Consider the following 25,301-nt stretch of genomic DNA (forward strand, 5'->3'; position numbering starts at 1 on the left):
GGTCCGAGATCGGCCGCGAACCCGGCAGAGAGACTGCCCAATGAAATGGCAGCGGCTGCGAGCGTCGTCCGCGATAGATGATTCATGATGTCGCCCCCGAGCAATTCTGCGGATGAGTCCTGATCCTGAATCGTCAGGTCCGGGGTTCATCAGGTCCTGTTTCATTCTTAGCGAGGCGCCCAAAATCGGTTTGTCCTCGTTGGCGCTCGATTTGCACGGCGTGGCATTAGCCGGCGATTGCCGGCGAGCGTTGCAATCGCGCCACGCTTTCTGTGCTTGGCCAATAGAAAAGGCCCGCGGAATGCGGGCCTTTTGTTTGTCCGGTCTGTTCGGGAAATACTACGACCTGAGGCTTCTTCGCGATGCGCGGATCAGTATCGGGCACTGACTGCGACCGGCGCCGGGCTGAAGTGATAGTTCACGCCGAACTTGATGAGGTGAAGGTCCTGCGGCATCTTTGAGAACTGGGCGGTAAAAGCGGCCGATCCTACAATGGGCGGGGCGTTCACGCTCTGGGTGCCGATCGCTGTAAAGTTCTGCGCAAGCATCTTGATGTAGTCATACTCGAATTTGGCCGACCAATTGCCGCCGAGGGCGTACTCAATGCCGGCACCCGCCACGAGTCCGGTGTGCAGGGCTTTGGCTTCCAGGTTGAATACCGAACTGAAACCTGGAACGATCGTGCTTTGAGTAAGCGTGTGCCTCTCGTCAGCGAGCGCGACGCCGGCCTTGCCATAGACCAGCAGGCGGTCGGCGGCCACAAAACCGGCGCGCGCTGCCGCGATCGCAAGCCAATTGACCTTTGTCTCGAGGCCGGTCTGCGTTACTCCCACGCCAAAATCAAAAACCGTTGTCTGATTGCCTTTGATGCCGGTCCACATCCATTCGCCTTCGACGCCGAAGACGAATGAGCCTGCCTGCGCATTGACCCCGACGGTTCCGCCGGCAAGCCATCCGTTCACATCATACTTTCCGGTTTGGGGATTCGCCGGATCGAACAGGTCGGGCCATGCCTTGTGGCCGAAGCCGTATCCGCCCTGAACGCCGACATAGGCGCCCGACCAGTTGTATCCTGGCGCGGCCCTGACCGGTGCAAACGTCGGATCGGTCTGAATTCCGCCAAAACGATAATTCGCGCCGATCTTGACGAGATGGAGCGCCTGCTCGATTGGCACGTTGGTCGGATCAAGGGGAGCTGCGACGCCATTGAAGTTCGCCGTTCCGGTAAATCCCACCGTTCTGTTGCCCAGGTGGACGTAGTCGTACTCGGCCTTGACTGACCAGTTGTTTCCTAACGCATACTCCGTTCCGAAGCCGACCGTAGGAGCCCATCGACGCTCGCTGCTGCTGCCCGAGATGACGGCGGTAAACGGAGGTGCTGGCGGGAAGGTAGATGTGTTATTGCTGAAAGTATGCCTTTCCTGCGCGACGGCGAGGCCGCCCTTGGCATAGACGAACCAACGGTCGGCGGCCAAACCGGCACGCCCCGTCAACGTTACAAGGCCATCGATCTTCGACCGGCCGGTGAAGTCCACCTGGAAGGCCGCGGCCGGTCCGCCGTCGGAAAGTGTCTGCGAGCCACCAATGTCGGCCCACGATCCATCAAGTTCCAGGCCGAACACCAGGCTGCCGATTTGCTTGTTGATTCCGATCTGGCCGCCGGCGAGGAAACCCTTCGCAGTGAAATTGTTCCCTAACGCTTGGGTCCAATCCTTCATGCCTCCACCGTAGCCGGCATGCAGACCGACATAGACACCGCTCCAGTCGTAAAAGGCCGGCGCAATCGGCGCCGCCGGGCGCGGTCCGAGATCGGCCGCGAACCCGGCAGAGAGACTGCCCAATGAAATGGCAGCGGCTGCGAGCGTCGTCCGCGATAGATGCTTCATAATGTCGTCCCCGAACAATTCTGCGGATGAGTCCTGATCCCTGAATCGTCAGGCCCGGATTCATCAGGTCGCGTTTCAGAAAGTCTCGGTGCATTCTTAACAAGCCGCGCAAAATGGGATTGTCCTGACGGGCTCCTGATTTGCACCGCGTGGCATCGCCTCCTGATTGCTGGCGAGCGTTGCAATCGCGCCACGGGTTGCGAAACTGGCTGGCACAATTGGTTTAACTGGCACTGTCTGGATCGTGCCGATGCAGCTATTTTGACTTGATCGGGATCTGCTCGAAGCGAAGCGAATTTTGAAGGCATCGCAGGCGATGGACGTTGATGAGTTGGGCGGAAAGGCCGTTGGCGGCAGGATCCAGAAAGTTGTTTTTGCGTCGGAGCAACTTCCGTCCCATCTGAACGATCAGGAAAAATTCTCGCTTTGGCTGGATCAGTGGAATGCGCTTTACGGTTCGGTCGATCTCCAGCGTGCGGAAGACCGCCCGTTCACGGTGAACCTTGAATTCGTGCCGATCGGCGCGGTCGGTATCGGTCGGCTCGACGGCAGCATCGATCGGATGAGGCGCAGCCAGCGCGACGTCGCTTCCGATGGTGCGGACAATTTTTGCGTCGCGCTTTATAACGGTCGCTCCGATATAATCAGCATCCAGAACGGGCAGGAGGCGACGATCAACCGCGACGCAGCGGTGCTTCTGACTGCCGAACCCGGCGAGATGCTCGTAGGTCCGGAAAATGGCTGGTATGCGATCAATATTTCGCGCGCCCGGCTTCTTGCATTGGTCCCAAACGCTGACGACCTCATAGGCAAGCCGCTCGATGCGTCCTCACCGGCATTGCGTCATCTCGGCCGGTACGTCGAGTTTCTCATGGGCCTGAAGCAGGAAAGCGATCCGGCGCTCGACCGGCGCATCGAGACGATGCTTGTCGATCTCATCGCACTTGCGCTCGGCGCGCGTGGCGATCCGTCGGAGATTGCCGTGACCCGCGGCCTGCGCGCAGCACGATTGCACGACGTTCTTGCGGCCATTAAATCGGGCTTTCACGATCCGGAATTCTCGTCGCAGAGCGTTGCGCAGCGTTTGGGCCTGTCGCGTCGTTACGTGAACGATCTGCTGGCGGAAAGCGGATCGAGCTTCGCCGAGCGCGTGCTTGAGATGCGGCTGCATGAGGCCAGGGTGATGCTGATGGATGCAGCCCACGATCGATTGAAGGTGAGCGAAATTGCATGGACCTGCGGGTTCAACGAGGTCCCTTACTTCAATCGCCGCTTTCGCCGCCGTTTTGGTATGACGCCGACGGATCTACGCGAAGCGTCGCGGCGCGCAAAATAAGGGGTGGCGATCCACGGTTCCGCGAACTTCAATCGCGCGCGGCCGGGCGTGCGGTACCCGGCCGGCGTCAGCATCGCCGCTGGATTGGAAAGCCTGGAACTTCGGCCGGGAAGGTAACCTTGGTCTGGATTCACGGCAGCCAATCTTGGTGACGGTGGCTGACCTTAAAAAGAATAAACGTTCTTTTTGAGGAGAGCCAGATGCGCAGTCAAGAAGTCAGTCGGACCGCGGAATTCATGGCGGTGTTTCGTGCCTCCGAACATGCCAAGGCGCCGAACTCGCGCGCCTTTGCCGATCCGCTCGCGGCCGCTCTGTTACCGAGTGAACTGCGACTGGCGGCAAAACTTTTCGGTTTGCGCCCGGCGGCGGCACTGTTGAACAACTATATCGACCGCCGCTGGCCTGGCGCGCGAACCTCCGGCATCGCCCGCACCAAATTGATTGACGACTGGATTGTGCAGGCGGCAGCCGAGATCGACCAGGTGGTGCTGCTCGGCGCTGGTTTCGACACCCGCGCCTGGCGTCTGGACGCGCTCGCGACCGCCCGGATATTCGAAGTGGACCATCCCAATACCGCCAGAGTGAAGCAGGCGCGGCTGCGCTCGGCGCAAGCCGATTTGCGAAAGGTGACGTTCGTCAAGGTCGATTTCGAAGTCGACGACTACGATAAATTGCTTCGCGCCGCGGGCTTCGACGCATCGCGTCCCGCGATCGGGGTGTGGGAAGGCGTGAGCCAATATCTCACCGGCGAAGCGGTATGCGGTGTGATGCGTTGGGCGGGCCGCCTTGCGCCGGGAAGCCGCTTCATCTTCACCTATGTCCACGAGGGGGTGTTGAACGGTTCGGTCGCTTTCGCGGGTGCCGAAAAGGCCATCGCCAAAGTGGACGGAACCGGCGAGCCGTGGCGGTTCGGGCTGCTGCCCGAACAACTGGCCGCGTTCCTGCGCGAACGTGGACTTGCGCTAATGAGCGATCTCGGGGCCGACGAATATCGCGCGAAAGTGATGGGTGCGCAGAGCCGTCAAATGCCGGGCTACAGTTTCTATCACACGGTGCTGGCGGAAGTGCCACGTGCCTAGGATCAGCGCGGCACGGGCCAGTGCCCAGCGTGAACGCATTCTCGATGCCGCGCTGACCTGTTTTGCGCGCGAAGGTTTTCACGCCGCGACGATGCAGGACATCGTCGCCGAATCCGGTCTCAGTCCGGGGGCTATCTACGGATACTTCAAAGGCAAGACCGAAGTGGTGATGGCGATCGCCTCCGAACGGCACGCGATGGAGCGGCTGCGCATGCAGCATGCGCTGACCGCGGCCGATCTCGATACCAGTCTGGTGCGCCTGGTCGAAGGTTTTGTGCTGGGTTTGCGCGATCCCCAGGAAAAAAGATGGCGCAAGCTCGCGGTGCAGCTATGGGCGGAGAGCCTGTCCAACCCGCGATTAAAGCGCGAGGCCCTGGCAGGCGTCAGCCAGGCGGTCGAGATATTGTCGCCGATGATCCGCAAGGCGCAGCGCGAGGGACGGTGGCCACGGAACCTCGACCCGGAATCGGCCGCGCGTGTCATGATCGCCGTTCTGCAGGGTATCTCCCTGCAACTGGCCTGGGACGACGCGATCGATATAGCCGGTTTTGCATCGGCGTTGCGGATCATGATCGACCCGCCCGCGGTCTGATGGTCCCGACTCGCACTGCACCGCAGCGATGATTTTCTGGCTTGCCAAATCGTCGCGGCGGGCGGAGCATCTGATCCGCCGACCCAATCATGGGCCGAGCTCCAAACAAGGAGGCGGCAATGGGACAAGACGTCAGAAGTCCCCCAGGTACTAAAGAATCGGGTCCACGGTGCATTGCGCTGGTGGGCCCTTTCCAGAGCGGTAAAACCACACTTCTTGAAGCCATACTGGCGCGCACAGGCGCCATCCACCGCGCCGGCAGCGTCGATGCCGGAACTTCGGTCGGCGATTCCAGCCCCGAGGCGCGGCACCACAAGATGGGCGTGGCCTTAAGTGCAGCCACCACCACCTTCATGGGCGACAGTTACACCTTTATCGATTGTCCCGGCTCGATCGAGTTCGCGCAGGACATGCGCTCGGCACTGCCGGCGGTCGATGCCGCGATCGTGGTTTGCGAAGCCGATGAAAAGAAGCTGCCGCAACTGCAGATCATCCTGCGCGAGCTCGAGGAAATGGGCATTCCGCGCTTTCTGTTTTTGAACAAGATCGACAAGGCCAACAAGCGCATCCGCGAAACGCTGGCGACGTTGCAGCCGGCCTCGCGCGTGCCATTGGTCTTGCGCCAGATTCCGATCTGGAACGGCGAATTGATCGAAGGCTTTGTCGATCTGGCGCTGGAGCGCGCCTTTGTCTACCGCGAACACAAGCCCTCGGAAGTGATTGCGCTGGACGGCGGCAATCTCGACCGCGAGAAGGAAGCGCGCTTCTCGATGCTGGAAAAGCTCGCCGATCACGACGACGTGCTGATGGAGCAACTCCTGGAAGACATCCAGCCGCCGCGCGATGCGGTGTTCGACGATCTCGCGCGCGAATTGCGCGAAGGCCTGATCTGCCCGGTATTGCTGGGTGCCGCGACACGCGAAAACGGCGTGCTGCGGCTGATGAAGGCGTTGCGCCATGAAGCGCCCGGCGTGACCGAGACCGCCAAGCGCCTCAGCGCGTCTTCGCCCAAGGATGCGCTGGGCTATGTGTTCAAGACCCTGCATCAGCCGCACGGCGGCAAGCTGTCGCTGGTGCGGCTGCTCGCCGGGCACCTCGATGACGGTGCGACGCTGCAATCCTCGTCCGGCGAAGCGGGCAGGGTCTCCGGCATCCTCGCGGTCAGTGGCGGGCACGACAGCAAACGGGCGGCGGCGGAAGCCGGCGAAACCGTGGCCCTCGGCAAGCTCGACGCCATCAAGACCGGCGACACGCTCTCGAGCGGCAAGACCGCGCCGGCCTCGCTCGCGCGGGTCGAGCCGACGCCGCCGGTGCTGGCGATGTCGCTGGCCGCGAACGATCGCAAGGACGACGTCAAGCTCGGCCAGGCGCTGCTGCGGCTGAACGAGGAGGATCCGTCGCTGACGATGATCCACAACACGCAGACCCACGACATCGTGCTGTGGGGGCAGGGCGAGATGCATCTGCGCGTCGCGCTCGAACGGCTCAAGGATCGTTTCGGCGTCAACGTCAAATCGCAGGCGCCGGCGATCGGCTATCAGGAGACGATCCGCAAATCGATCACGCAACGCGGGCGCCACAAGAAGCAGTCCGGCGGCCATGGCCAGTTCGGCGACGTGGTGCTGGACATCAAGCCGATGCCGCGCGGCTCGGGCTTTGAATTCCACGAAAAGGTCGTCGGCGGCGCCGTGCCGCGCAACTATATCGGCGCGGTGGAAGAGGGCGTGGTCGACAGCCTCACGCGCGGGCCGCTCGGCTTTCCCGTGATCGACCTCCACGTCACCCTGACCGACGGCTCCTATCACAGCGTCGATTCCTCCGATCTTGCCTTCCGCACCGCGGCGCGGCTCGGCATGAGCGAGGCGCTGCCGCAGTGCCAGCCGGTGCTGCTGGAGCCGATCCACATGGTGGAGATCGTCTGCCCGACCGAAGCGACGGCAAAAATCAACGCCATCCTGTCGGCGCGGCGCGGCCAGATCCTCGGCTTCGACACCCGCGAGGGCTGGGCCGGCTGGGACTGCGTCCGCGCCACCATGCCGGAGGCCGAGATCGGCGACCTGATCGTCGAGCTGCGGTCCGCCACCGCCGGCGCCGGCGGCTTTACGCGGCAGTTTGACCGCATGGCCGAAGTGACCGGCCGCGCCGCCGACCAGATCATCGCCGCGAATCGGGTCGCGGCGTGATGGTTTGACGTTCGTCATTCCGGGGCGCGCGAAAGCGCGAACCCGGAATCTATTTTCGTGTTTGGAAACAGGCTTTGCCGCCCGGCAAGCGCAATCGTACATTGTGGAATAGCTAACACGCTCTCGCCACGGATCGTCCTTATTTTCCACGACAGATAAGGCGGTTCGGACGAGGGCAGTGACAGTGCGTATATGGTCGAATGCCGCTGCGTTGGTTGCCGTGATGCTGGCGACTGCCGCACTCGCGCAGGACAAGCGGCCGGAATTGACGCCGGCCGGCAAGGCGATCCTCCAGGACAAGCTCGCAATCGACGGCCGCCCGCTCTACGACCGGCCCGGGCCGGGCAAACCTATAACCTTCCCATTGGCGATGTGCACGTTTCCGGGCGGCTTGTGCGGAGCGGTCCGTCGCGATGGCTCGGTCGCGGTACTTCCGCGATATGATTGGGTCGGTACCTTCTCGGACAACCGCGCCGCCGTTCGCCTCAACGGTCTCTACGGTTTCGTCGATGAAGACGGCCGCGAAGTCGTCAAGCCGCAATATCGCATCGTCGACGACTACCATTTCGGCTTTGCGCAGGTCGATGTCGGCGGCAAGTCGAGCCTGATCGACCGCGACGGCAAGATGGTGATCGAACCGAAATACGGCTTCATCCGGGCGATTGCGCCGGATCGGTTTGCCGTGTCGGAACGCCGGGAACTCGGTGGAATGGCCGGAGGTGAAGACTTTTCCGGGAGCCGAGTCGCATTCCCGCCCGGGGGCGGCGTCAGCGTTAGCGTGTCTGGAAATTTTCTCGATGGAAATGTGGCCTATCCTGGAAATATCGGAAACGAAGTGATCGACATTTCAGGGCATCGGATCGAACCGTCAGTTGCTCGGTGGTCACCTCCGTTTGACAAGGACGATCCATCGATCCGCTGGGTGCAGAGGGACAAGCTCTGGGGGTTGGCGCGTGCCGACGGAAGCTGGTTGGTCGAGCCAAAATTCCAGCAGATAGGCTCACTGATCGACGGCCTGGCGCAGGTGACGCTCAACGGCAAGGTGGGCTTCATCGGCCGGAGCGGAAATTTCGTCATTGAACCGGCATTCGACAAGGCATTGCCGTTCAAGCTAGGATTCGGGCGCACTTCGGCCGAGCGAGATGGCTTCTTCGGCGTGATCGACACAACCGGTGCATGGATATTCCGAACGGACTACCAGCAGATCCAGTTCGCCGCTAACATTGACAGAGATTACAAGTCCGAGACCGTGGTGGGCTGGAATTTCAAGAAGGCGGATCGATGGGGCCTTCTGGATCTCGATGGTCGCGTGGTGCTCGATGCCGGCTTCGATCAGCCCGTCGGACCATGCCCCGACGGACGGCTGGAGGCATACAAAAACAAGGAGCGGTTTTACTTCAAAGCGGATGGCAGCCCGCTGCAGCCGCCGGGTGGCCAACTCATCGATGCGATGTGCCGCGGTGGCGTGCCGCCATATACGTTGAAAATCGGCGACAAGTTTGGGCTGGTCGACGCCAGCTCGAACCTGCTGACGGCCGTGCAATTCGACGCAGTCACTTGGGCTGGGCCGGGTGTCAAGAATGTGAAGATCAATGGTAAATGGGGACGCATTGGCGCCGACGGTCGATGGCTGCTGGAACCGAAATTCGATTATCTGTCAGGTGTTGGTGATGTCTTCGTCGCCTCGGTCGACGGCAAACGCGGCTTCATGCGATCGGATGGCAGCTGGCTGGTCGAGCCGAAATTCGACGCCGCCGCGCGGCGCCGAATTGACGACACCGCATTCGTCACGATCTCCGGCGCGACCGGCGTGCTGCGGTTGACGGATCAGTCCTGGGTCGTTCCGCCGCGTCCTGGCGCCCTGTGCGATATCAGTCATGCGCTGATGTCGGAGGCTGGCGGCAAGCGCGCGATCCTCTCTCGGACCGGCGAGACCTGGGTGGACATCGGCGCCGAGCGGGTCGGCGCCAACCTCGAATTCGGTCTGCTGACCTTTCTCAAGGACGGCAAATGGGGGCTGGTCGACACCGCCGGGCAGGTGATGATCGAGCCGCGTTTTGACGAGCCGGTGCATTTTGGACCAGGTCAGCGCGGCGTCGCCTGGACCAAGCGAGATGGTCAGTGGTGCGCGATCGACCGGCGTGGCAGCTCCGTCCCCGGCATCGCATGCGCCGCTGCCAACCCGACGGGTTCCGATCTCCGGCTCCAATGCAAGGTCGAGCCCTGACTTTGCGTTTTCGACCGGGGTCTTTGCCACCGCACCCCGGCATTGACACCGCCGCCGGCATGGCCGAATTGACTGCCATGACCCGTGCCACCAGACCCCCTGCCGCATGCCTGATCGGATGGCCAGCCGCGCATTCGCGCTCGCCGCTGATCCATCATTACTGGCTACGGACGCTGAGGATCGAGGGCGGCTACGTCATCGAGGCGGTGCCGCCCGACGAGTTTCAGGACTTTGTCTTTCGGCTTTCGCTGCGCGGCTTTGTCGGCGCCAACGTCACCATTCCGCACAAGGAGCGCGCGCTGGCGCTGTCGAAGCCGGATGACCGCGCCCGCGCGGTCGGCGCCGCCAACACCTTGTGGTTCGAGAACGGTGAGCTGTGTTCGACCAACACCGATGTCGAGGGTTTTATCAATAATCTCGATGCCTGCGCGCCCGGATGGGAGCGTGCCGAGGAGGCGCTGGTGCTGGGCGCCGGTGGTTCGGCGCGCGCCGTGCTGTTCGGGTTGATCGAACGCGGCGTCAAGCGCGTGCATCTGGCCAACCGGACCGGGGAGCGCGCGCAGGCGCTGGCGGATCAATTCGGCGCGAGCGTATTGCCGATGGCGTGGGATGCGCTGGACGAATTGCTGCCGCGCGCCGGGCTGCTGGTGAACACGACCTCGCTCGGGATGCACGGCCAGCCGGCGCTCGAACTCGATGTCGGCCGGTTGCCGCAGGGCGCCGTCGTCAGCGATCTCGTCTACGTGCCGCTGGATACGCCGTTGCTATCAGCCGCGCGCGGGCGCGGGCTGCAGACCGCCGACGGGCTCGGCATGCTGCTGCACCAGGCGGTGCGCGGGTTCGAATTGTGGTTCGGAAAGCGCCCCGAAGTGACATCAGAACTTCGTGCGATCGTCGAGGCCGATCTCAACAAAGTTTGAGCGGGAGTATCGTTGCGGGAATTGGGGGCAATGGCTACGTGGTGGCCTAGCGGAGATCCCACATGTCCAAGAATCTGTCCAAGCATCGTTCTACACTGATCCGCCCGCTGTTCGCCGCCGCGATGGTGGCCGCGTCCACGATCTACGCCATCGCCCAGCAGCCGCCCACGCCGACGCGGGTTCGCGGCACCATCGAAGGTGTCGATGGCGACATACTTGCGGTCAAGTCGCGCGGCGGTGAAGACGTCAAGCTGCACATGACCGGCGATATCAGGGTGGTCGGGATTACCAAAATCCCGCTGTCCGATGTCAAGGTGGGTTCCTTCATCGGCGCCACCACGGTGCCGGGACCGGACGGCAGCCAGAATGCGGTCGAGGTGCACGTGTTTCCCGAGGCGATGCGCGGCACCGGCGAGGGCTCGCGGCCTTATGATCTGCGCCCCAACAGCACCATGACCAATGCGACGGTGGATCAGTCCGTAGCCGGCAATGACGGTCACACGCTGTTGATCAAATACAAGGGCGGCGAGAAGAAGGTTCTGGTCTCGCCGGAGACGCCGGTCGTGACCTATGTCCCCGCCGACAAGTCCGATCTCAAGCTTGGTGCCAAGGTGATCGCGTTCATGAAGCAGCTGCCGGACGGCTCGTTCGAGACCAACCGCGTCAGCGTCGGCCGCGATGGGCTGACCCCGCCGATGTGACGCGCAGCGTCATTCCGGGATGGTCCGAAGGACCAGACCCGGAATCTCGAGATTCCGGGTTCGCGCTTTGCGCGCCCCGGAATGACGAAGAAAATGGGAATAGGCATTCCCCTCCGGTGTTCGCGTTGATGGGACGTTCAGATATCGGAAGGGATACCGCCATGCGGATGACGTCACGCCTGCTCGCTGCTTCACTGACATTTGCCACCATGCTCGGAACGACGGTGTGGGCGCAACAACCGCCGACACCGACGGTGCGGATCCGCGGCACCATCGAGGCCGTCGATGGCAATGTTCTCTCGATCAAGTCGCGCGAGGGCGCCGACCTGAAGGTGCGGATGACCGACAATGTGGCGGTGTTCGGCGTCGCCAGGACCGAACTGTCGGAGATCAAGGAAGGCTCCTACATCGGCGTCACCGGCATGCCGGAGCCCGACGGCACCCAGCGGGCGGTTGCCGTTCATATTTTCCCGGAAAACCAGCGCGGTGCCGCGGAGGGTTTCCGGCCCTGGGATGCGCGGGCGAACTCCACCATGACCAACGCCACCGTCGCCCAGACGGTCAAGGGCACTGACGGCCAGAACATCCTGGTCAAGTACAAGGACGGCGAGAAGAAAGTCGTGGTGCCGCCGGATACGCCTGTTGTCACCTTCGTCGCCGGCGACAAGTCCGAACTGAAGCCGGGCGCAAAAATCATCATCTTCGGTGCGGCGAAGAAGGAAGACGGCACGCTGGAAGCTGCCCGCGTCAATGTCGGCCGCAACGGAATCACACCGCCGATGTGAGGGGTGAGGCGCTGCATCTCATTGTCGTCCCGGCGAAGGCCGGGACCCATAACCACCGCTGTTTGTTGTTAAACTGGGCGGTAGCTCCAGCCTTCGTAAATACGACGGCCTGTGGTTATGGGTCCCGGATCGCGCTTCGCTTGTCCGGGACGACGATGGAATTTTTCCGATAGCTAAATCGCCAGCACGTGATCGTCGATTTCGGCGATGGTGTTGACGCCGCACAGGCCCATCGTCACCAGCATTTCGTTGCGGATCAAATCGAGCGCCTTGGCGACACCCTGTTGTCCGCCGGCGCCGAGGCCGTGGACGAAGGCGCGGCCGATCATGCAGGATTTGGCGCCGAGCGCGAGCGCGCGCATCACGTCCTGGCCCGACCGGATGCCGCCGTCGAACATGATTTCCATCTTGTCGCCGACCTCATCGACGATCTCCGGCAGCACCTCGATCGACGACGGCGCGCCGTCGAGCTGGCGGCCGCCATGGTTGGAGACCACCATCGCATGCGCGCCGGTCTTCACGGCCTCCTCGGCGTCCTCGACGTCGAGAATGCCCTTGAGGATCAGCTTGCCCGGCCAGATCGAGCGGATCCAATCGACATCCTTCCAGCTCAGCGTGGTGTCGAACTGCGCGTTGGTCCATTGCGAGAGCTGGGTGATATCGTCGGTGCCTTTGACGTGGCCGGCGATGTTGCCGAAGGTGCGGCGCTTGCCGCGCATCACGCCGGCGACCCAGGCTGGCTTGGTGGCGAAGTCGATCAGTTTCGACAACGACCATTCCGGCGGAATGGTCATGCCGTTCTTGATGTCCTGGTGGCGCTGTCCCATCACCTGCAAGTCGACGGTCAGGACCAGCGCGCTGCATTTCGCCGCGATCGCGCGCTCGATCAGGGATTTGATGAAGCCGCGATCCTTCATCACGTAAAGCTGGAACCAGAACGGCTTGTCGACATTGGCGGCGACGTCCTCGATCGAGCAGATCGACATCGTGCTCAGCGTGAACGGAATGCCGGCGGCCTGCGCGGCCCGGCAGGCGGCGATTTCGCCGTCGCCGTGCTGCATGCCGAGCAATCCGACCGGGGCGAGGCTCAGCGGCAGCGCGGCCGGCTCGCCCAGGATCGTCGTCGACGTATCGCGCCTGGACACATCGACCAGGATGCGCTGGCGGAACTTGATCGCTTCGAGATCGGCGCGGTTGGCGCGCAGCGTGTCCTCGGAATAGGAGCCGCGATCCGCATAGTCGAAAAACGCCTTCGGAACGCGGCGCTTGTGCAACTGACGCAGGTCCTCGATGCAGGTAATGTGCTTCATGGACGTTCCCGGCCCCTTCCTAGATCTCGTGCTTGAATTTCTTTTCTGTGTCGTCATCTAGCATGGTTGATACGTCAGCCAAATCAGGCTCGCGGAACCCTGCGTGGGGACAGTCCCAAGGAAAACATAAGGACATCTCATGACCGGACCTGATCGCCATCCCAAGCCCGCCCGCGAGTCCCGCGAGAACGCTGAAAAGCGCCGGTTGGACGAGGCCCTGGAGGAGGGGCTTGAGGAGACCTTTCCGGGCTCGGACCCCGTGAATGTGACCCAGCCGCCGCCGTCGAAGGGCGACCATCACATCAAGCGGCGCGATCAAGGGGTACCCAGGCAGCGGCTGGTTTAAAAAATATAATGTTTTACAATGGGTTATGCTCAGACCGCGACTTTCGGTGCCGGTAATGATTCATCATATTTTTTGAAGCCATTTTAGCGCCTGAGAGACTATAAGGCCGGTGCACGCTATGGTGCGTGTTCGCTGCTTCTTGCCGGATGGCTTTAAGAGGCGTCGGAATGGCTGGGGGTTATATGAGCCGCAAATATTTCGGTACCGACGGAATTCGGGGCCGTGCCAATGGTCTGATCACACCGGAGCTCGCGCTCAAGGTGGGGCAGGCGGCCGGCCTGGTGTTTCAGCGCGGCGATCACCGCCATCGCGTCGTCATCGGCAAGGACACGCGGCTGTCCGGCTACATGATCGAATACGCGATGGTCGCGGGCTTTACCTCTGTCGGCATGGACGTGCTGCTGCTCGGCCCGATGCCGACGCCGGCGGTCGCGATGCTGACCAAGTCGATGCGCGCCGATCTTGGCGTGATGATATCAGCCTCGCATAATCTGTTCGAGGACAACGGCATCAAGCTGTTCGGCCCGCAGGGTTTCAAATTGTCCGACGACGTCGAGAAGCAGATCGAGCAATTGCTCGACGAGCCGATCGACCGCCGTCTGGCGCAGAGCGCCAGCCTCGGGCGCGCCCGCCGCATCGACGGCGTCCATGACCGCTACATCGAATTCGCCAAGCGCACGCTGCCGCGCGAACTCTCGCTCGACGGCCTGCGCGTCGTGATCGATTGCGCCAACGGCGCGGCTTACAAGGTGGTGCCGGAAGCGCTGTGGGAGCTCGGCGCCGACGTCGTTGCCATGGGCGTCGAGCCTGACGGTTTCAACATCAACAAGGAATGCGGCTCGACCTCGCCGGAGGCGCTGAGCCGCAAGGTGCGCGAGATGCGCGCCGATATCGGCATCGCGCTCGACGGCGACGCCGATCGCGTGATCCTGGTCGACGAGCGCGGCCATGTGGTCGACGGCGACCAGCTGCTCGCGGTGATCGCGCAGAGCTGGAAGGAAGACGGCCGTCTCGCCAAGCCCGGCATCGTCGCCACCGTGATGTCCAATCTCGGGCTGGAGCGCTTCCTCGAAGGCATTGGGCTGGAGATGGTGCGCACGCCGGTAGGCGACCGCTATGTGCTCGAGCAGATGCTCAAGCAGGGCTACAATCTCGGCGGCGAGCCGTCGGGCCACATCATCCTGTCCGACTATGCGACCACCGGCGATGGTTTCGTCGCGGCGCTGCAGGTGCTGGCCGTGGTGCAAAAGCTCCGCCGCCCGGTGTCGGAGGTCTGCCACAAATTCGATCCGCTGCCGCAGATCCTGAAGAACGTACGCTATCGCAGCGGCAAGCCGCTCGACGACGCCGAGGTCAAATCCGCGATCGTTGATGGCGAAAAACGCCTCAACGGCTGCGGCCGCCTGCTGGTCCGCTCGTCCGGCACCGAGCCCGTGATCCGTGTGATGGGTGAGGGCGACGATCGCATCCTGGTCGAGGAAGTGGTCGATCACATCGTCACCGCCCTCGGCCACGCCGCCGCGGCCTGAGGCGCGCACCATCAATTGAGGAAATCTTCCCTTCTCCCCTTGTGGGAGAAGGTGGCGCGAAGCGCCGGATGAGGGGTATCTATCCGTAGAGGGATTTTTATCCGCGGAGACAGACCCCTCACCCGTCCGCGATGCTTCGCATTGCGTCCACCCAAGAGCGAGCTTCGCTCGTCTCGGCTCCCACAAGGGGAGAGGGGAAGAGCCGCACCCCAACGCATCGCAGCCATAAGCTATTGATGCTGGTCGCCGCCATGCGCGCGGCGTAGGAACGGGCATTATTCACCAGTCGATATTCGGGAATCGCGCCCTTGAACAAGCCCGTCACCGTCTCCGAGGAAGCGCTCACTGCGCCCGTGGTGGTGCCCGACGTGTCGCCGGCGCTCGCCGCCAAGGCGGTGGCCGCAGGGCCGGCCTATGTCGTGCTGGCCGGGATCAGCTTCTCGCACTTCCTCAACGACACCATGCAGTCCCTGATTGCGTCGGTCTATCCGATCCTGAAGGACAATTACGCGCTGGACTATGCGCAGATCGGCCTGATCACGCTGGCGTTCCAGTTCACCGCGTCGCTGCTGCAGCCGCTGGTCGGGCACTTCACCGACAAGAAGGCGCAGCCGTTCTCGCTCGCGATCGGCATGGGGTTCACATTCTTCGGCCTGCTGCTGCTCAGCGTCGCGCATCAATACACGATCATTCTGATCGCGGCCTCGCTGGTCGGATTGGGATCGGCCGTGTTCCATCCGGAATCGGCGCGGATCGCGCGGCTTGCCTCGGGCGGGCGCTATGGCTTTGCGCAATCGGTGTTTCAATTGGGCGGCAGTTTCGGCACCTCGATGGGGCCGGTGCTGGCGGCGTTGATCGTGGTGCCGTTCGGCCAGCCCAGCATCGCCTGGTTTTCCTCGATCGCGTTTCTGGCGATCGTGATCCTGTGGCGGATCGGCGTCTGGTACCGGCCGCAGATCACGACGAAGAAATCTGCCGTGGTCGAACGGCATCCGGATGCGCCGGACGCGCGCCGCGTCAAGATAGCACTCGTGGTGCTGGTGGCGCTGCTGTTTTCAAAACAGCTCTACGTGTCGAGCCTGTCCAGCTATTACATCTTCTATCTGATCGACAAGTTTGGCGTCTCGACCCAGGCGGCCCAGCTCTATCTCTTCATCTTTCTCGCCGCCAATGCCGCAGGCGCGTTCTTCGGCGGGCCGCTCGGCGACCGCTATGGCCGCAAATACGTCCTCTGGTTCTCGATCCTCGGCGCGCTGCCGTTCACATTGGCGCTGCCCTATGCCGGCCTGTTTGGAAGTGCGGTGCTGACTGTCATCATCGGGTTGATCCTGTCCTCGGCGACGTCGTCGATCATCGTGTTCGCGCAGGAGCTGATGCCGCATCGCTTCGGAATGATTTCCGGCGTGTTCTTCGGCGTCGCCTTCGGCATCGGCGGGCTCGGGGCGGCGGTGCTCGGCAAGCTTGCCGATCACACCGGCATCGCCTTTGTCTATCATCTCTGCGCCTACCTGCCGGCGCTCGGCCTGCTCGCCGTGTTCCTGCCGAAGATGCCGAAGCTCGCGCGCTAACGAAGCGTTTGCAAACGGCGCGGGCAAGCAAGCGGGTAGGTCAGCATCCGTGTCATTTCCGTCAACACATCGTTAGGATGTATGGCGGTTTCGCCATTTTCTGTGCTGCAAATGCATCAGCTTGCATTGTGCGAACACGTGCTGGCAGAAATATTCGGAGATTATCAACCTTAAAAATTAGGGTTAAGCGCCGCTTAAGCATTTGCTGGCATCGTCCGCTCGTGAGTTTTTGATGTGAGGCCTCCGCAGTCGCCTCACCGGACAAAAGGACGAAGCCAATGCGTAGCGTTAAGTCTCTTCTTGCCGCCGGAGCGGCATCCCTGTTGTCGTCGGTGGCCTTCGCCGCGGACATGCCTTCGATCGCACCGCCACCTCCGATGGCCTATGCACCGGCTCCGGCGCAGGATTTCGGTGGCTGGTATCTGCGCGGCGATATCGGTATGACCAACACCCAGAGCAAGCTGCACGTCAACGCCTACGACACCCTGCCGGCCAATACGGTTTGGAGTCAGAACGGCCATGGCTTCGACAGCGGCACGCTGTACGGCGTCGGTGTCGGCTACCAGTTCAACAGCTGGTTCCGTGCTGACATCACCGGCGAGTATCGCTCGAAGGTCAGCTTCAAGGGCACGGACTTCTTCATGTTCAATCCCGGCGGCGGGCTCGCTGATGCCTACAACGGCGGCTACAAGAGCTGGGTCGGAATGGTCAACGGTTACGTCGACCTCGGTACCTGGTGGTGCATCACGCCGTTCATCGGTGCCGGCTTCGGCGCAGCCACCATCAAGACCACCGGCTTTAGCGATGTCGCGACGTTCCCGGCGTTCGATGGCCGCGCCAGCTCGTACTTCGCTGAAGGCGCGAGCAAGACCAACTTCGCATGGGCCGTGCACGCCGGTCTTGCCTACAAGGTCAGCAACAACTTCACGGTCGAACTGGCGTACCGCTACCTCGACATGGGTACCGGCATCCACGGCCAGGGCCGCTTCTTCGATGGCACGCCCGCCGGTACCTCGACCTTCCAGTACCGCGACATGACCTCGCATGACCTCAAGCTCGGCGTGCGCTGGAACCTGGAAAGCCCGCAGGTATATGCGCCGGCGCCGCTGATGCGCAAAGGTTAATTGCGACTTCCATCTGTTAAGGATTGAGAACGGCGCGGGATCTTCCCGCGCCGTTTTGCTTTTGGCGCGGCCGCACCTAGAGCTTCGCTTCTGATTGAATCAGAACCGAAGCTCTAGACTCTTGTTTTGACGCGTTTTCTTCACGCGAACCGGTATCCACTTCGCTCGAAAACGCTCTGGCGCCTGTCGCAGGCACGCGATGCGTTTGGCTTTTTCCCGCAAGATCACGTCTCATCGGAGCCTGCGATAACGATTGGTTAGGGTTAACGAGCCATGATCAACGCAAGTTAGAGTTGTTCGATGGAGTGTTGCGATGCGTCGTTTTTTGCTGGTGGCGGTGATGTGTGGCGCGGTGACCGGCGCGCAGGCGGCCGATATGCCGGACTATCTCCGCGGCAGTTTCACCGACGGGCTGAGCAGAAGCAGCGTCAACTGGTCGGGCGTCTATGTCGGCGGCCATGTCTCGCATGGCGCGGCGGACATGGACTTCACCAATTCCGGCCAGGATTTGCTCGCCAAGCTCCTGAACAATCTCGATCTGGAATCGCAGTTCAACATTTCGCAATGGCCTCTGCTCGGGAAGTCCCATATGCAGAGCAGCGGCTACGGCGGGTTCGTCGGTTATAATTTTCAGTGGAGCGAAGCCCTCATCGGTATCGAGCTGAACTATACCCACGGCAACTTCTTCGGTGCCAACAGCGGTTCCCAGGGTCGCTCGTTCCAATACCCCACCGATTACATATCGACAGCGCGCGTGTCCTCGAGCGCCTCGATGAAGATCACCGATTACGGCTCGTTGCGGGTACGTGGCGGATATGCCATCGACAGCTTTCTGCCATATGGATTCGTCGGCGTTGCGATGGGGCAGGCGAATATCAATCGCAGGGCCGATGCCAGCATTGATTATCTCTATGTCGGCACGAACGGACTTCCCAATTACTCTGCAGCCGGTTTCTTGACGGACAACGCCAATTCCAAGTTCATCACAGGATTTGCCGGCGGTCTCGGCATCGACATGATGCTGTATGCTGGTCTTTTCCTGCGCGCCGAGTGGGAATATCTCCGCTTCACCTCCAGTGTCGATACCACCGTCAACACGGTGCGCGCGGGCCTCGGCTACAAGTTCTGATGGGCTGCAGGCTCTGACTTCGCCTCAGACCTGGCCTCAGACTTGGCCTGGTCCGTCGTCGATCCTGATACCGTTGACAGATTTGCCGCGGGCTGTTGCACTGTCGCCTTAACGAGGGCGGCCGCGCATGAAAATCTACGGCGATACCAATTCCGGCAACTGCCTGAAGGTGAAGTGGGTGTGCGACAAACTCGCGCTGCCCTATAGCTGGGTTGCGATCGATACGCTCAAGAGCCAAACCCGCACGACCGAGTTCCTCAAGCTCAACTATGCCGGCCAGGTGCCGGCCGTCGAATTCGACGACGGCCGCACGCTGGCGCAGTCCAACGCCATCATCCGCTATCTCGCCCGCGGCAGCGACCTCATTCCAGCGGATGCGTTCGCCGCCGCGAAGATGGACGAATGGCTGTTCTGGGAACAATACAGCCACGAACCCTATATCGCGGTCTGCCGTTTCCAGATGTTCTATCTCGGGAAATCTGCCTCCGATCTCGACCCCGACAAGGTCAAGCGCGGCTATGCGGCGCTGGCGCGGATGGAGCACCAGCTCGCCATCACGCCGTTCCTGGTCGGCGACGCCGTCTCGCTCGCCGACGTTTCGCTGCTGGCCTATACAAGGCTGGCGCATGAAGGCGGCTTCCATCTCGACGGCTATGCCGCCGTGCGCCGCTGGATCGGCGAGACCGAAAAATCGCTCGGCCTGCCGCCGGCGCGCTGAATTCACCGGAAAACCCCATGGCCACCGTTTCGCAAGTCACCATCCGTCGCGCGCGCCGTGACGACATCGCCGTCATCGTCGCCATGCTGGCGGACGATCCGCTCGGTGGCCCGCGCGAGCGGCTCGAAGATCCGCTGCCGCAAGCCTATTTCGACGCGTTCGAACGCGTCGCGGGCGACCGGAATATCCAGATCGTGGTCGCCGAGGATGGCAAGGGCGCTGTCGTCGGCTGCCTGCAGCTGTGCATCCTGCCCGGCCTGAGTTCGCAGGGCGCCTCGCGCGGTTTGCTCGAGGATGTCCGCGTCGCCAGCCATTGCCGCAGCCGGGGCATTGGCGAGCAGTTGGTGCAATGGGCGGTTTCAGAAGCGCGCGCCAAGGGCTGCAAGCTGGTGGAACTGCTGACGCATCATACGCGCGTGGATGCGCAACGGTTTTATGAACGGCTTGGATTCGCGCGCAGCCATCTCGGCATGACCTTGAGATTCTGATGCTTTATTCTTGTGCAGCTGCGTCACGACGCAGGCAATTGCCGATGGTCGTTCTGACTCTGCGATCCCGTTAACAGGCGATAAACTACCTCGACCTCCGTGATTTTACGGAGAGGAACGTCTCCGCTATGTCAGCGTCTCCCATGGGGCCGTGGGCAACTCTGGGGGATTTTCGATGAAGGATTATTCGATCGTGCGGATCGGCAATGAATATGTCGTGCAGGCCGGCGAAAAAAGCGTTCTGAAAACTTCGAGCCGGCGAATGGCCGCCAGGCTGATCAACGATGCGGCTGGACTGCTGGAGCAGCAGCCGGTCTCGTCCACAGCTGTCGATGTTTCAATCACCTGTGATGTCAGGGACATATCGGAAGCGCCCGAAGTTCCTTGACGATCGGGCACGATTCCCCTAATCACCGCCGCGGGACACCTCCCCCCAACGGGAGGCTTGCTATCTGGAAGGATAGAATATGACCGTAGCGAAGCCCGCTTCGCGGCCAAATGTGCCGCATTTCTCCTCCGGCCCCTGTGCCAAGCGCCCCGGCTGGAACCCCGCAAATCTCAAGGACGCAGCGCTCGGCCGTTCGCATCGCGCGAAGGTCGGCAAGGCCAAGCTCAAGCTCGCGATCGAATTGACGCGCGAAGTGCTTGAAGTGCCGGCCGGTTACAAGATCGGCATCGTGCCGGCGTCCGATACCGGCGCGGTCGAAATGGCGCTGTGGTCGTTACTCGGCGCGCGCCCCGTCACCACCATCGCCTGGGAATCCTTCGGCGAAGGCTGGGTCAGCGATATCGTCAAGGAACTGAAGCTCAAGGACGTCACCAAGCTGCACGCCGGCTATGGTGAAATCCCCGATCTTTCCAAGGCCGATCCCGCCTCCGACATCGTCTTCACCTGGAACGGCACCACTTCCGGCGTGCGCGTGCCCAATGCCGACTGGATCAAGGCCGACCGCGAAGGCCTCACCATCTGCGACGCAACGTCCGCCGCTTTCGCGCAGCCGCTCGATTTCGCAAAGCTCGATGTGGTGACGTTCTCCTGGCAGAAGGCGCTGGGCGGCGAGGCCGCGCACGGCATGCTGATCCTCTCGCCGCGTGCGGTGGAGCGGCTGGAGACCTACAAGCCGGCGTGGCCGCTGCCGAAAATCTTCCGCCTGACCAGGGGCGGCAAGCTCAATGAAGGCATCTTCGAAGGCGAGACCATCAACACGCCGTCGATGCTGTGCGTCGAGGATTATCTCGATGCGCTGAACTGGGCGAAATCGATCGGTGGCCTCAAGGCCCTGATCGCGCGCGCTGATGCCAACACCAAGGCGCTGGCCGACTGGAAGGCCAGGACGCCGTGGATCGACTTCCTGGCCAAGGATCCGGCGATCCGCTCCAACACTTCGGTGTGCCTGAAGTTCGTCGATCCCGCGATCACCTCGCTGACGGCGGACGCGCAGGCCGACTTCTCCAAGAAGCTGGTCGCGCTGGTGGAGAAGGAAGGCGCCGGCTACGACTTCGCCTACTACCGCGATGCGCCGGCGGGCCTGCGGATCTGGTGCGGCGCCACCGTGGAAGCGTCCGACGTCGCGCTGCTGACGCAGTGGATCGACTGGGCGTTCGCCGAGACCAAGGCCGCGTTACCGAAGGCTGCTTAAGCTAGCGTCATCTCACATCGTCATGGCCGGGCTTGACCCGGCCATCCATCGAAAAAGAAGATGGACCCGCGGATCTCAAGCGCGAAGACGCGCTTCGTGCTTTAGCCCGCGGGTGACGACATCAGTACATCGCCCATAGGGATCACACCAATGTCCAAACCCAAAGTCCTCATCTCCGACGCGCTGTCGCCCGCCGCCGTTCAGATCTTCAAGGACCGCGGCATCGATGTCGACTTCCAGCCCAATCTCGGCAAGGACAAGGACAAGCTCGCCGAGATCATCGGCAATTATGATGGGCTTGCGATCCGCTCCGCGACCAAGGCGACCGCCAAGATCATCGAGAAGGCCAAGAAGCTGAAGGTTATCGGCCGCGCCGGCATCGGCGTCGACAATGTCGAGATTCCCGCCGCGACCGCCAAGGGCATCATCGTGATGAACACGCCGTTCGGCAATTCGATCACGACCGCCGAACACGCGATTACCCTGATGCTGGCGCTGGCACGCGAGATTCCGCAGGCCGATGCCTCGACGCAGGCCGGCAAGTGGGAGAAGAACCGCTTCATGGGTGTCGAGATCACGGCCAAGACGCTCGGCGTGGTCGGCTGCGGCAATATCGGCGCGATCGTCGCCGACCGCGGGCTCGGCCTGCGCATGAAGGTGATCGCCTTCGATCCGTTCCTGTCGCCGGAGCGCGCCAAGGACATCGGCGTCGAAAAGGTCGAGCTCGACGATCTCTTGAAGCGCGCCGATTTCATCACGCTGCATACGCCGCTGACCGAGAAGACAAAAAACATCATCGACGCGGGAGCCATCGCCAAGATGAAGAAGGGCGTACGCATCATCAACTGCGCCCGCGGCGGCCTGGTCGACGAGCAGGCGCTGGTCGATGCCCTGAATTCCAAGCATGTCGCGGGCGCCGCCTTCGACGTTTTCATCGAGGAACCCGCTACCTCGAACGTGCTGTTCGGCCATCCCAACGTGATCTGCACGCCGCATCTCGGCGCCTCCACCACCGAAGCCCAGGAGAACGTCGCACTGCAGGTCGCCGAGCAGATGTCGGATTACCTGTTGACCGGCGCGATCTCCAACGCCGTCAATTTCCCCTCGATCACCGCCGAAGAGGCGCCGAAGCTGAAGCCGTTCATTGAACTGGCCGAGAAGCTCGGCTCGTTCGCGGGCCAGCTCACCGAGAGCGGCATCCTCAAGGTGCAGATCACCTATGAGGGCCATGTCGCCGAAATGAAGATCAAGGCGATCACCTCGGCGGTGCTGTCCGGCCTGCTGCGGCCGATGCTGGGCGACGTCAACGTGGTCTCGGCGCCGGTTGTCGCCAAGGAGCGCGGCATGGTGGTCGACGAGATCGTGCGCGCGGCGCAGAGCGATTACGAAAGCCTGATCACCGTCACCGTCGTCACCGAACGCCAGGAGCGTTCGGTGTCGGGTACCGTCTATCACGACGGCAAGCCGCGGCTGGTCGATATCAAGGGCATCCGCGTCGATGCCGAGTTCGGCAAGTCGATGATCTACGTCACCAACGAGGACAAGCCCGGCTTCATCGGCAGCTTTGCCGGTTTGCTCGGCGACGCCAAGATCAACATCGCGACCTTCCATCTCGGCCGCGTCAAGCAGGGCGGCGACGCCATCGCGCTGGTGGAAATCGACGGTGAAATCCCGGCCGACGTGCTCGCCAAGGTGCAGGCACTGCCGCAGGTGAAGCAGGCCAAGGCGTTGGTGTTTTAAGAGGCGTTGCTTTCGCTCTTTTGTCGTCCCGGCCTTGAGCTCAGATGCGCAATTGCGCATCGGGGGACCCATAGCCACCGGCGTTTGTTGGTTACGCCAAGTGGTCGCTCCAGCATTCTCCAAATCGATGGGCCGCGGCGTATGGGTCCCGGCGTTCGCGGGGACGACATTGTGCCTATCCGGCGGTCCTGACTCCCGTCGCCGCGGCGCCGCCTCGCATAAGCCTCACGGAAACCCCAATCGAACCAGTTCCTCTCTCGCAACGTCTCATCACCAGGGGTGGTGGGATTTTCGCGTCGCCGTTCAGCAGGCGGCCTTAGGAGAGGGAAACCAATGCGATTGTTTGCCAATAGTCTTGTGACGGCCAGCCTCGTCGTGGTTGCGGCGTTGGCCGCAGCTCCGGTGCGGGCGGCCGATGTATCAGCCAGTTCGGCTGTCGATGCCGTCACCGTCTATCCCGACGGCGCCAGCATCACCCGGGTCATCTCACTCGATCTTCCGGCCGGCGACCACTCGGCCGTGTTGAGGGATTTTCCGCTGACGCTGGATCCGTCCTCGCTGCGGGTCGAGGGCGAGGCGGGGGCAAAACTCACCATTGGCGCCATCGACGCCAAGCCGCCGCGCGCGGCGCCGCCGGTCAATCTGCCCGAACTCGACAAGCGTATCGAGGCGTTGAAGGACCAGCGCGCCGATCTGCAGGGCGCGATCAATTCAGCCGCGGCGCGACGCAAATTCGCCGAGCGGTTTGCGGAAGCCTCGCCGGCCGGGATTGGCGACAAGGGCGAGGCGCGCCCGATTGCCGAATGGCGCGCGGCCTTTGCTGCCGTGGCCGAGGAAGTCGCCACCGCCGACAGCGCGATCCGCGATGCCGAACGCAAGCAGCGCGAGCTCGACCGCGAAATCGCGCGGCTGGAAGCCGACCGGGCGCTGAAGCCGCCGAGCAAGCTCGAGGTCCGGATCGAACTCGCCGCCGCGGCCGCAACCAAGGCCTCGCTGCGGGTGACCTATGCGGTGCGCAACGCGCGCTGGACGCCGCTGTATGATGCCCGTCTCGATACCGGCGCCAGGGACCGCAAGCCGGCGCTCGAACTGGTGCGCCGCGCCGAAATCACCCAGAACACCGGGGAAGACTGGTCGAATGTTGCGCTCGCCGTTTCCACCGTGCGCACCGCGCGCGGCGGCAAGGCGCCGGATCTGAATTCGCTGATCGTGCAATATCCGCCGCCGCCGCGGGCTGCCGCATCCATCAGCGGTGGCATGGATGCCGCCAAACCATTGGTTCGCGCGGCGCCGGCGCCGATGACGCAGGAGGCACGCAGCAAGGTAGCTGAGGAGCAACAAGCCACGGCCGAAGTCGACGGTTTCCAGGTCACCTTCAAAATTCCGGGCCGTGTCAGCCTCGGCGCCAGCGAGGGCGCCAAAAGCCTGCGCGTCTCCTCTGCGATCATCGCGCCCGATCTTGCGGTCCGCGCCGTGCCGGTGCTGGACCCGACCGCGTTCCTTGAAGCCAGCTTCAAGCAGACCGAGGACGCGCCCTTGCTGCCCGGCCGTGTCTCGATCTACCGCGACGGCGTGTTCGTCGGCCGCGGCCAGATGGCCGCCGCCGGCAAGGACGAAACCGTGCGGCTCGGCTTCGGCGCCGACGACAAGATCAAGATCGAGCGTACGACCGTCAAGCGTAACGAGGGTTCGGCCGGCCTGATCGTGACGACGTCGAAGACCGATGAGCGCTCGTTCAAGACCACGGTCCGCAACGGCCACGACTTCCCGATCAGAATCGCGATCGAGGATCAACTGCCGGTCAGCGAAGCCGAGGACATCCAGGTCGAGATGCTGTCGTCCTCGACGCCGCCGACCACGACCAATCTGCGCGACAAGCGTGGTGTGCTGGAATGGGCGTTCGAGGCCAAGGCCGGCGAAGTCCGCGACATCGGCTTTGCCTGGCGCGTGCGCTGGCCCAAGGACAAGGGCATCGTGATGACCCCGGCCGGCTGAGCGGC

General features: G+C 62.6%; 21 protein-coding genes. 19 read left to right on the plus strand and 2 right to left on the minus strand.

Annotated elements, in window-relative coordinates; genetic code table 11:
* Positions 1-371: 371 nt before the first annotated feature.
* Positions 372-1,886 carry an outer membrane protein gene (locus JQ611_RS34830; RefSeq protein WP_212468007.1) on the minus strand — a complete coding sequence of 505 codons (1,515 nt, stop codon included), beginning with the start codon at positions 1,884-1,886 and terminating at the stop codon, positions 372-374.
* A 298-nt stretch (positions 1,887-2,184) separates the two neighbouring features.
* On the opposite strand from JQ611_RS34830, the gene JQ611_RS34835 reads away from it, so the two are divergent.
* The 8 genes from JQ611_RS34835 to JQ611_RS34870 all read left to right on the plus strand — a co-directional run bounded on the left by JQ611_RS34835 (position 2,185) and on the right by JQ611_RS34870 (position 11,709).
* The gene (locus JQ611_RS34835; protein ID WP_212468008.1) at positions 2,185-3,222 is read left to right on the plus strand and encodes an AraC family transcriptional regulator; all 1,038 of its coding nucleotides are present in this window, start codon (positions 2,185-2,187) and stop codon (positions 3,220-3,222) included.
* A 200-nt stretch (positions 3,223-3,422) separates the two neighbouring features.
* Positions 3,423-4,301, plus strand: a complete 879-nt coding sequence (locus JQ611_RS34840; protein ID WP_212468009.1) for an SAM-dependent methyltransferase — start codon at positions 3,423-3,425, stop codon at positions 4,299-4,301.
* Positions 4,294-4,893, plus strand: a complete 600-nt coding sequence (locus tag JQ611_RS42860) for a TetR/AcrR family transcriptional regulator (protein WP_212269239.1) — start codon at positions 4,294-4,296, stop codon at positions 4,891-4,893. Before JQ611_RS34840 ends, JQ611_RS42860 begins: the two co-directional genes overlap by 8 nt.
* Before the next feature lie 119 nt (positions 4,894-5,012).
* Positions 5,013-7,076 carry an elongation factor G gene (locus tag JQ611_RS34850; protein ID WP_212390454.1) on the plus strand — a complete coding sequence of 688 codons (2,064 nt, stop codon included), beginning with the start codon at positions 5,013-5,015 and terminating at the stop codon, positions 7,074-7,076.
* Positions 7,077-7,254: 178 nt separating this feature from the next.
* The gene (locus JQ611_RS34855; protein WP_212468010.1) at positions 7,255-9,303 is read left to right on the plus strand and encodes a WG repeat-containing protein; all 2,049 of its coding nucleotides are present in this window, start codon (positions 7,255-7,257) and stop codon (positions 9,301-9,303) included.
* 77 nt (positions 9,304-9,380) lie between these two features.
* Entirely contained in the window at positions 9,381-10,223 is an 843-nt protein-coding gene (locus tag JQ611_RS34860; protein WP_212468011.1) for a shikimate dehydrogenase, read from the plus strand.
* Between the two features lie 122 nt (positions 10,224-10,345).
* Entirely contained in the window at positions 10,346-10,924 is a 579-nt protein-coding gene (locus JQ611_RS34865; protein ID WP_409411319.1) for a hypothetical protein, read from the plus strand.
* A gap of 167 nt (positions 10,925-11,091) precedes the next feature.
* The gene (locus JQ611_RS34870; RefSeq protein ID WP_409411320.1) at positions 11,092-11,709 is read left to right on the plus strand and encodes a hypothetical protein; all 618 of its coding nucleotides are present in this window, start codon (positions 11,092-11,094) and stop codon (positions 11,707-11,709) included.
* Between the two features lie 173 nt (positions 11,710-11,882).
* Here JQ611_RS34870 and JQ611_RS34875 read toward each other — a convergent pair whose 3' ends face one another.
* The gene (locus tag JQ611_RS34875) at positions 11,883-13,019 is read right to left on the minus strand and encodes an alpha-hydroxy acid oxidase (protein WP_212207229.1); all 1,137 of its coding nucleotides are present in this window, start codon (positions 13,017-13,019) and stop codon (positions 11,883-11,885) included.
* A 139-nt stretch (positions 13,020-13,158) separates the two neighbouring features.
* Here JQ611_RS34875 and JQ611_RS34880 point away from each other — a divergent pair, with 139 nt between their 5' ends.
* The 11 genes from JQ611_RS34880 to JQ611_RS34930 all read left to right on the plus strand — a co-directional run bounded on the left by JQ611_RS34880 (position 13,159) and on the right by JQ611_RS34930 (position 25,296).
* Positions 13,159-13,365, plus strand: coding sequence for a hypothetical protein (locus JQ611_RS34880; protein WP_212468012.1), 207 nt, complete (start codon positions 13,159-13,161; stop codon positions 13,363-13,365).
* 182 nt (positions 13,366-13,547) lie between these two features.
* A complete protein-coding gene (glmM, locus tag JQ611_RS34885; protein ID WP_212269256.1) occupies positions 13,548-14,894 on the plus strand; it encodes a phosphoglucosamine mutase in 1,347 nt (448 codons plus the stop codon).
* 308 nt (positions 14,895-15,202) lie between these two features.
* Positions 15,203-16,462 carry an MFS transporter gene (locus JQ611_RS34890; RefSeq protein ID WP_212468013.1) on the plus strand — a complete coding sequence of 420 codons (1,260 nt, stop codon included), beginning with the start codon at positions 15,203-15,205 and terminating at the stop codon, positions 16,460-16,462.
* A gap of 278 nt (positions 16,463-16,740) precedes the next feature.
* The gene (locus tag JQ611_RS34895) at positions 16,741-17,586 is read left to right on the plus strand and encodes an outer membrane protein (RefSeq protein WP_212269232.1); all 846 of its coding nucleotides are present in this window, start codon (positions 16,741-16,743) and stop codon (positions 17,584-17,586) included.
* 313 nt (positions 17,587-17,899) lie between these two features.
* A complete protein-coding gene (locus JQ611_RS34900) occupies positions 17,900-18,715 on the plus strand; it encodes an outer membrane protein (RefSeq protein ID WP_212269231.1) in 816 nt (271 codons plus the stop codon).
* Between the two features lie 127 nt (positions 18,716-18,842).
* Complete coding sequence (locus tag JQ611_RS34905) at positions 18,843-19,433, plus strand: glutathione S-transferase family protein (protein WP_212269230.1); 591 nt, start codon at positions 18,843-18,845, stop codon at positions 19,431-19,433.
* Positions 19,434-19,450: 17 nt separating this feature from the next.
* Positions 19,451-19,921 (plus strand): GNAT family N-acetyltransferase, encoded by a 471-nt coding sequence (locus tag JQ611_RS34910; protein ID WP_212390449.1) that lies wholly within the window; start codon positions 19,451-19,453, stop codon positions 19,919-19,921.
* Positions 19,922-20,096: 175 nt separating this feature from the next.
* The gene (locus JQ611_RS34915; protein ID WP_212390448.1) at positions 20,097-20,309 is read left to right on the plus strand and encodes a hypothetical protein; all 213 of its coding nucleotides are present in this window, start codon (positions 20,097-20,099) and stop codon (positions 20,307-20,309) included.
* Between the two features lie 79 nt (positions 20,310-20,388).
* Positions 20,389-21,561 (plus strand): phosphoserine transaminase, encoded by a 1,173-nt coding sequence (locus tag JQ611_RS34920; protein ID WP_212468014.1) that lies wholly within the window; start codon positions 20,389-20,391, stop codon positions 21,559-21,561.
* Between the two features lie 150 nt (positions 21,562-21,711).
* A complete protein-coding gene (serA, locus tag JQ611_RS34925) occupies positions 21,712-23,301 on the plus strand; it encodes a phosphoglycerate dehydrogenase (RefSeq protein WP_212269227.1) in 1,590 nt (529 codons plus the stop codon).
* Positions 23,302-23,634: 333 nt separating this feature from the next.
* A complete protein-coding gene (locus tag JQ611_RS34930; protein ID WP_212468015.1) occupies positions 23,635-25,296 on the plus strand; it encodes a mucoidy inhibitor MuiA family protein in 1,662 nt (553 codons plus the stop codon).
* Positions 25,297-25,301: the final 5 nt, after the last annotated feature.

The sequence above is a fragment of the Bradyrhizobium sp. AUGA SZCCT0182 genome (genome assembly GCF_018130185.1).
Classification (GTDB): domain Bacteria; phylum Pseudomonadota; class Alphaproteobacteria; order Rhizobiales; family Xanthobacteraceae; genus Bradyrhizobium.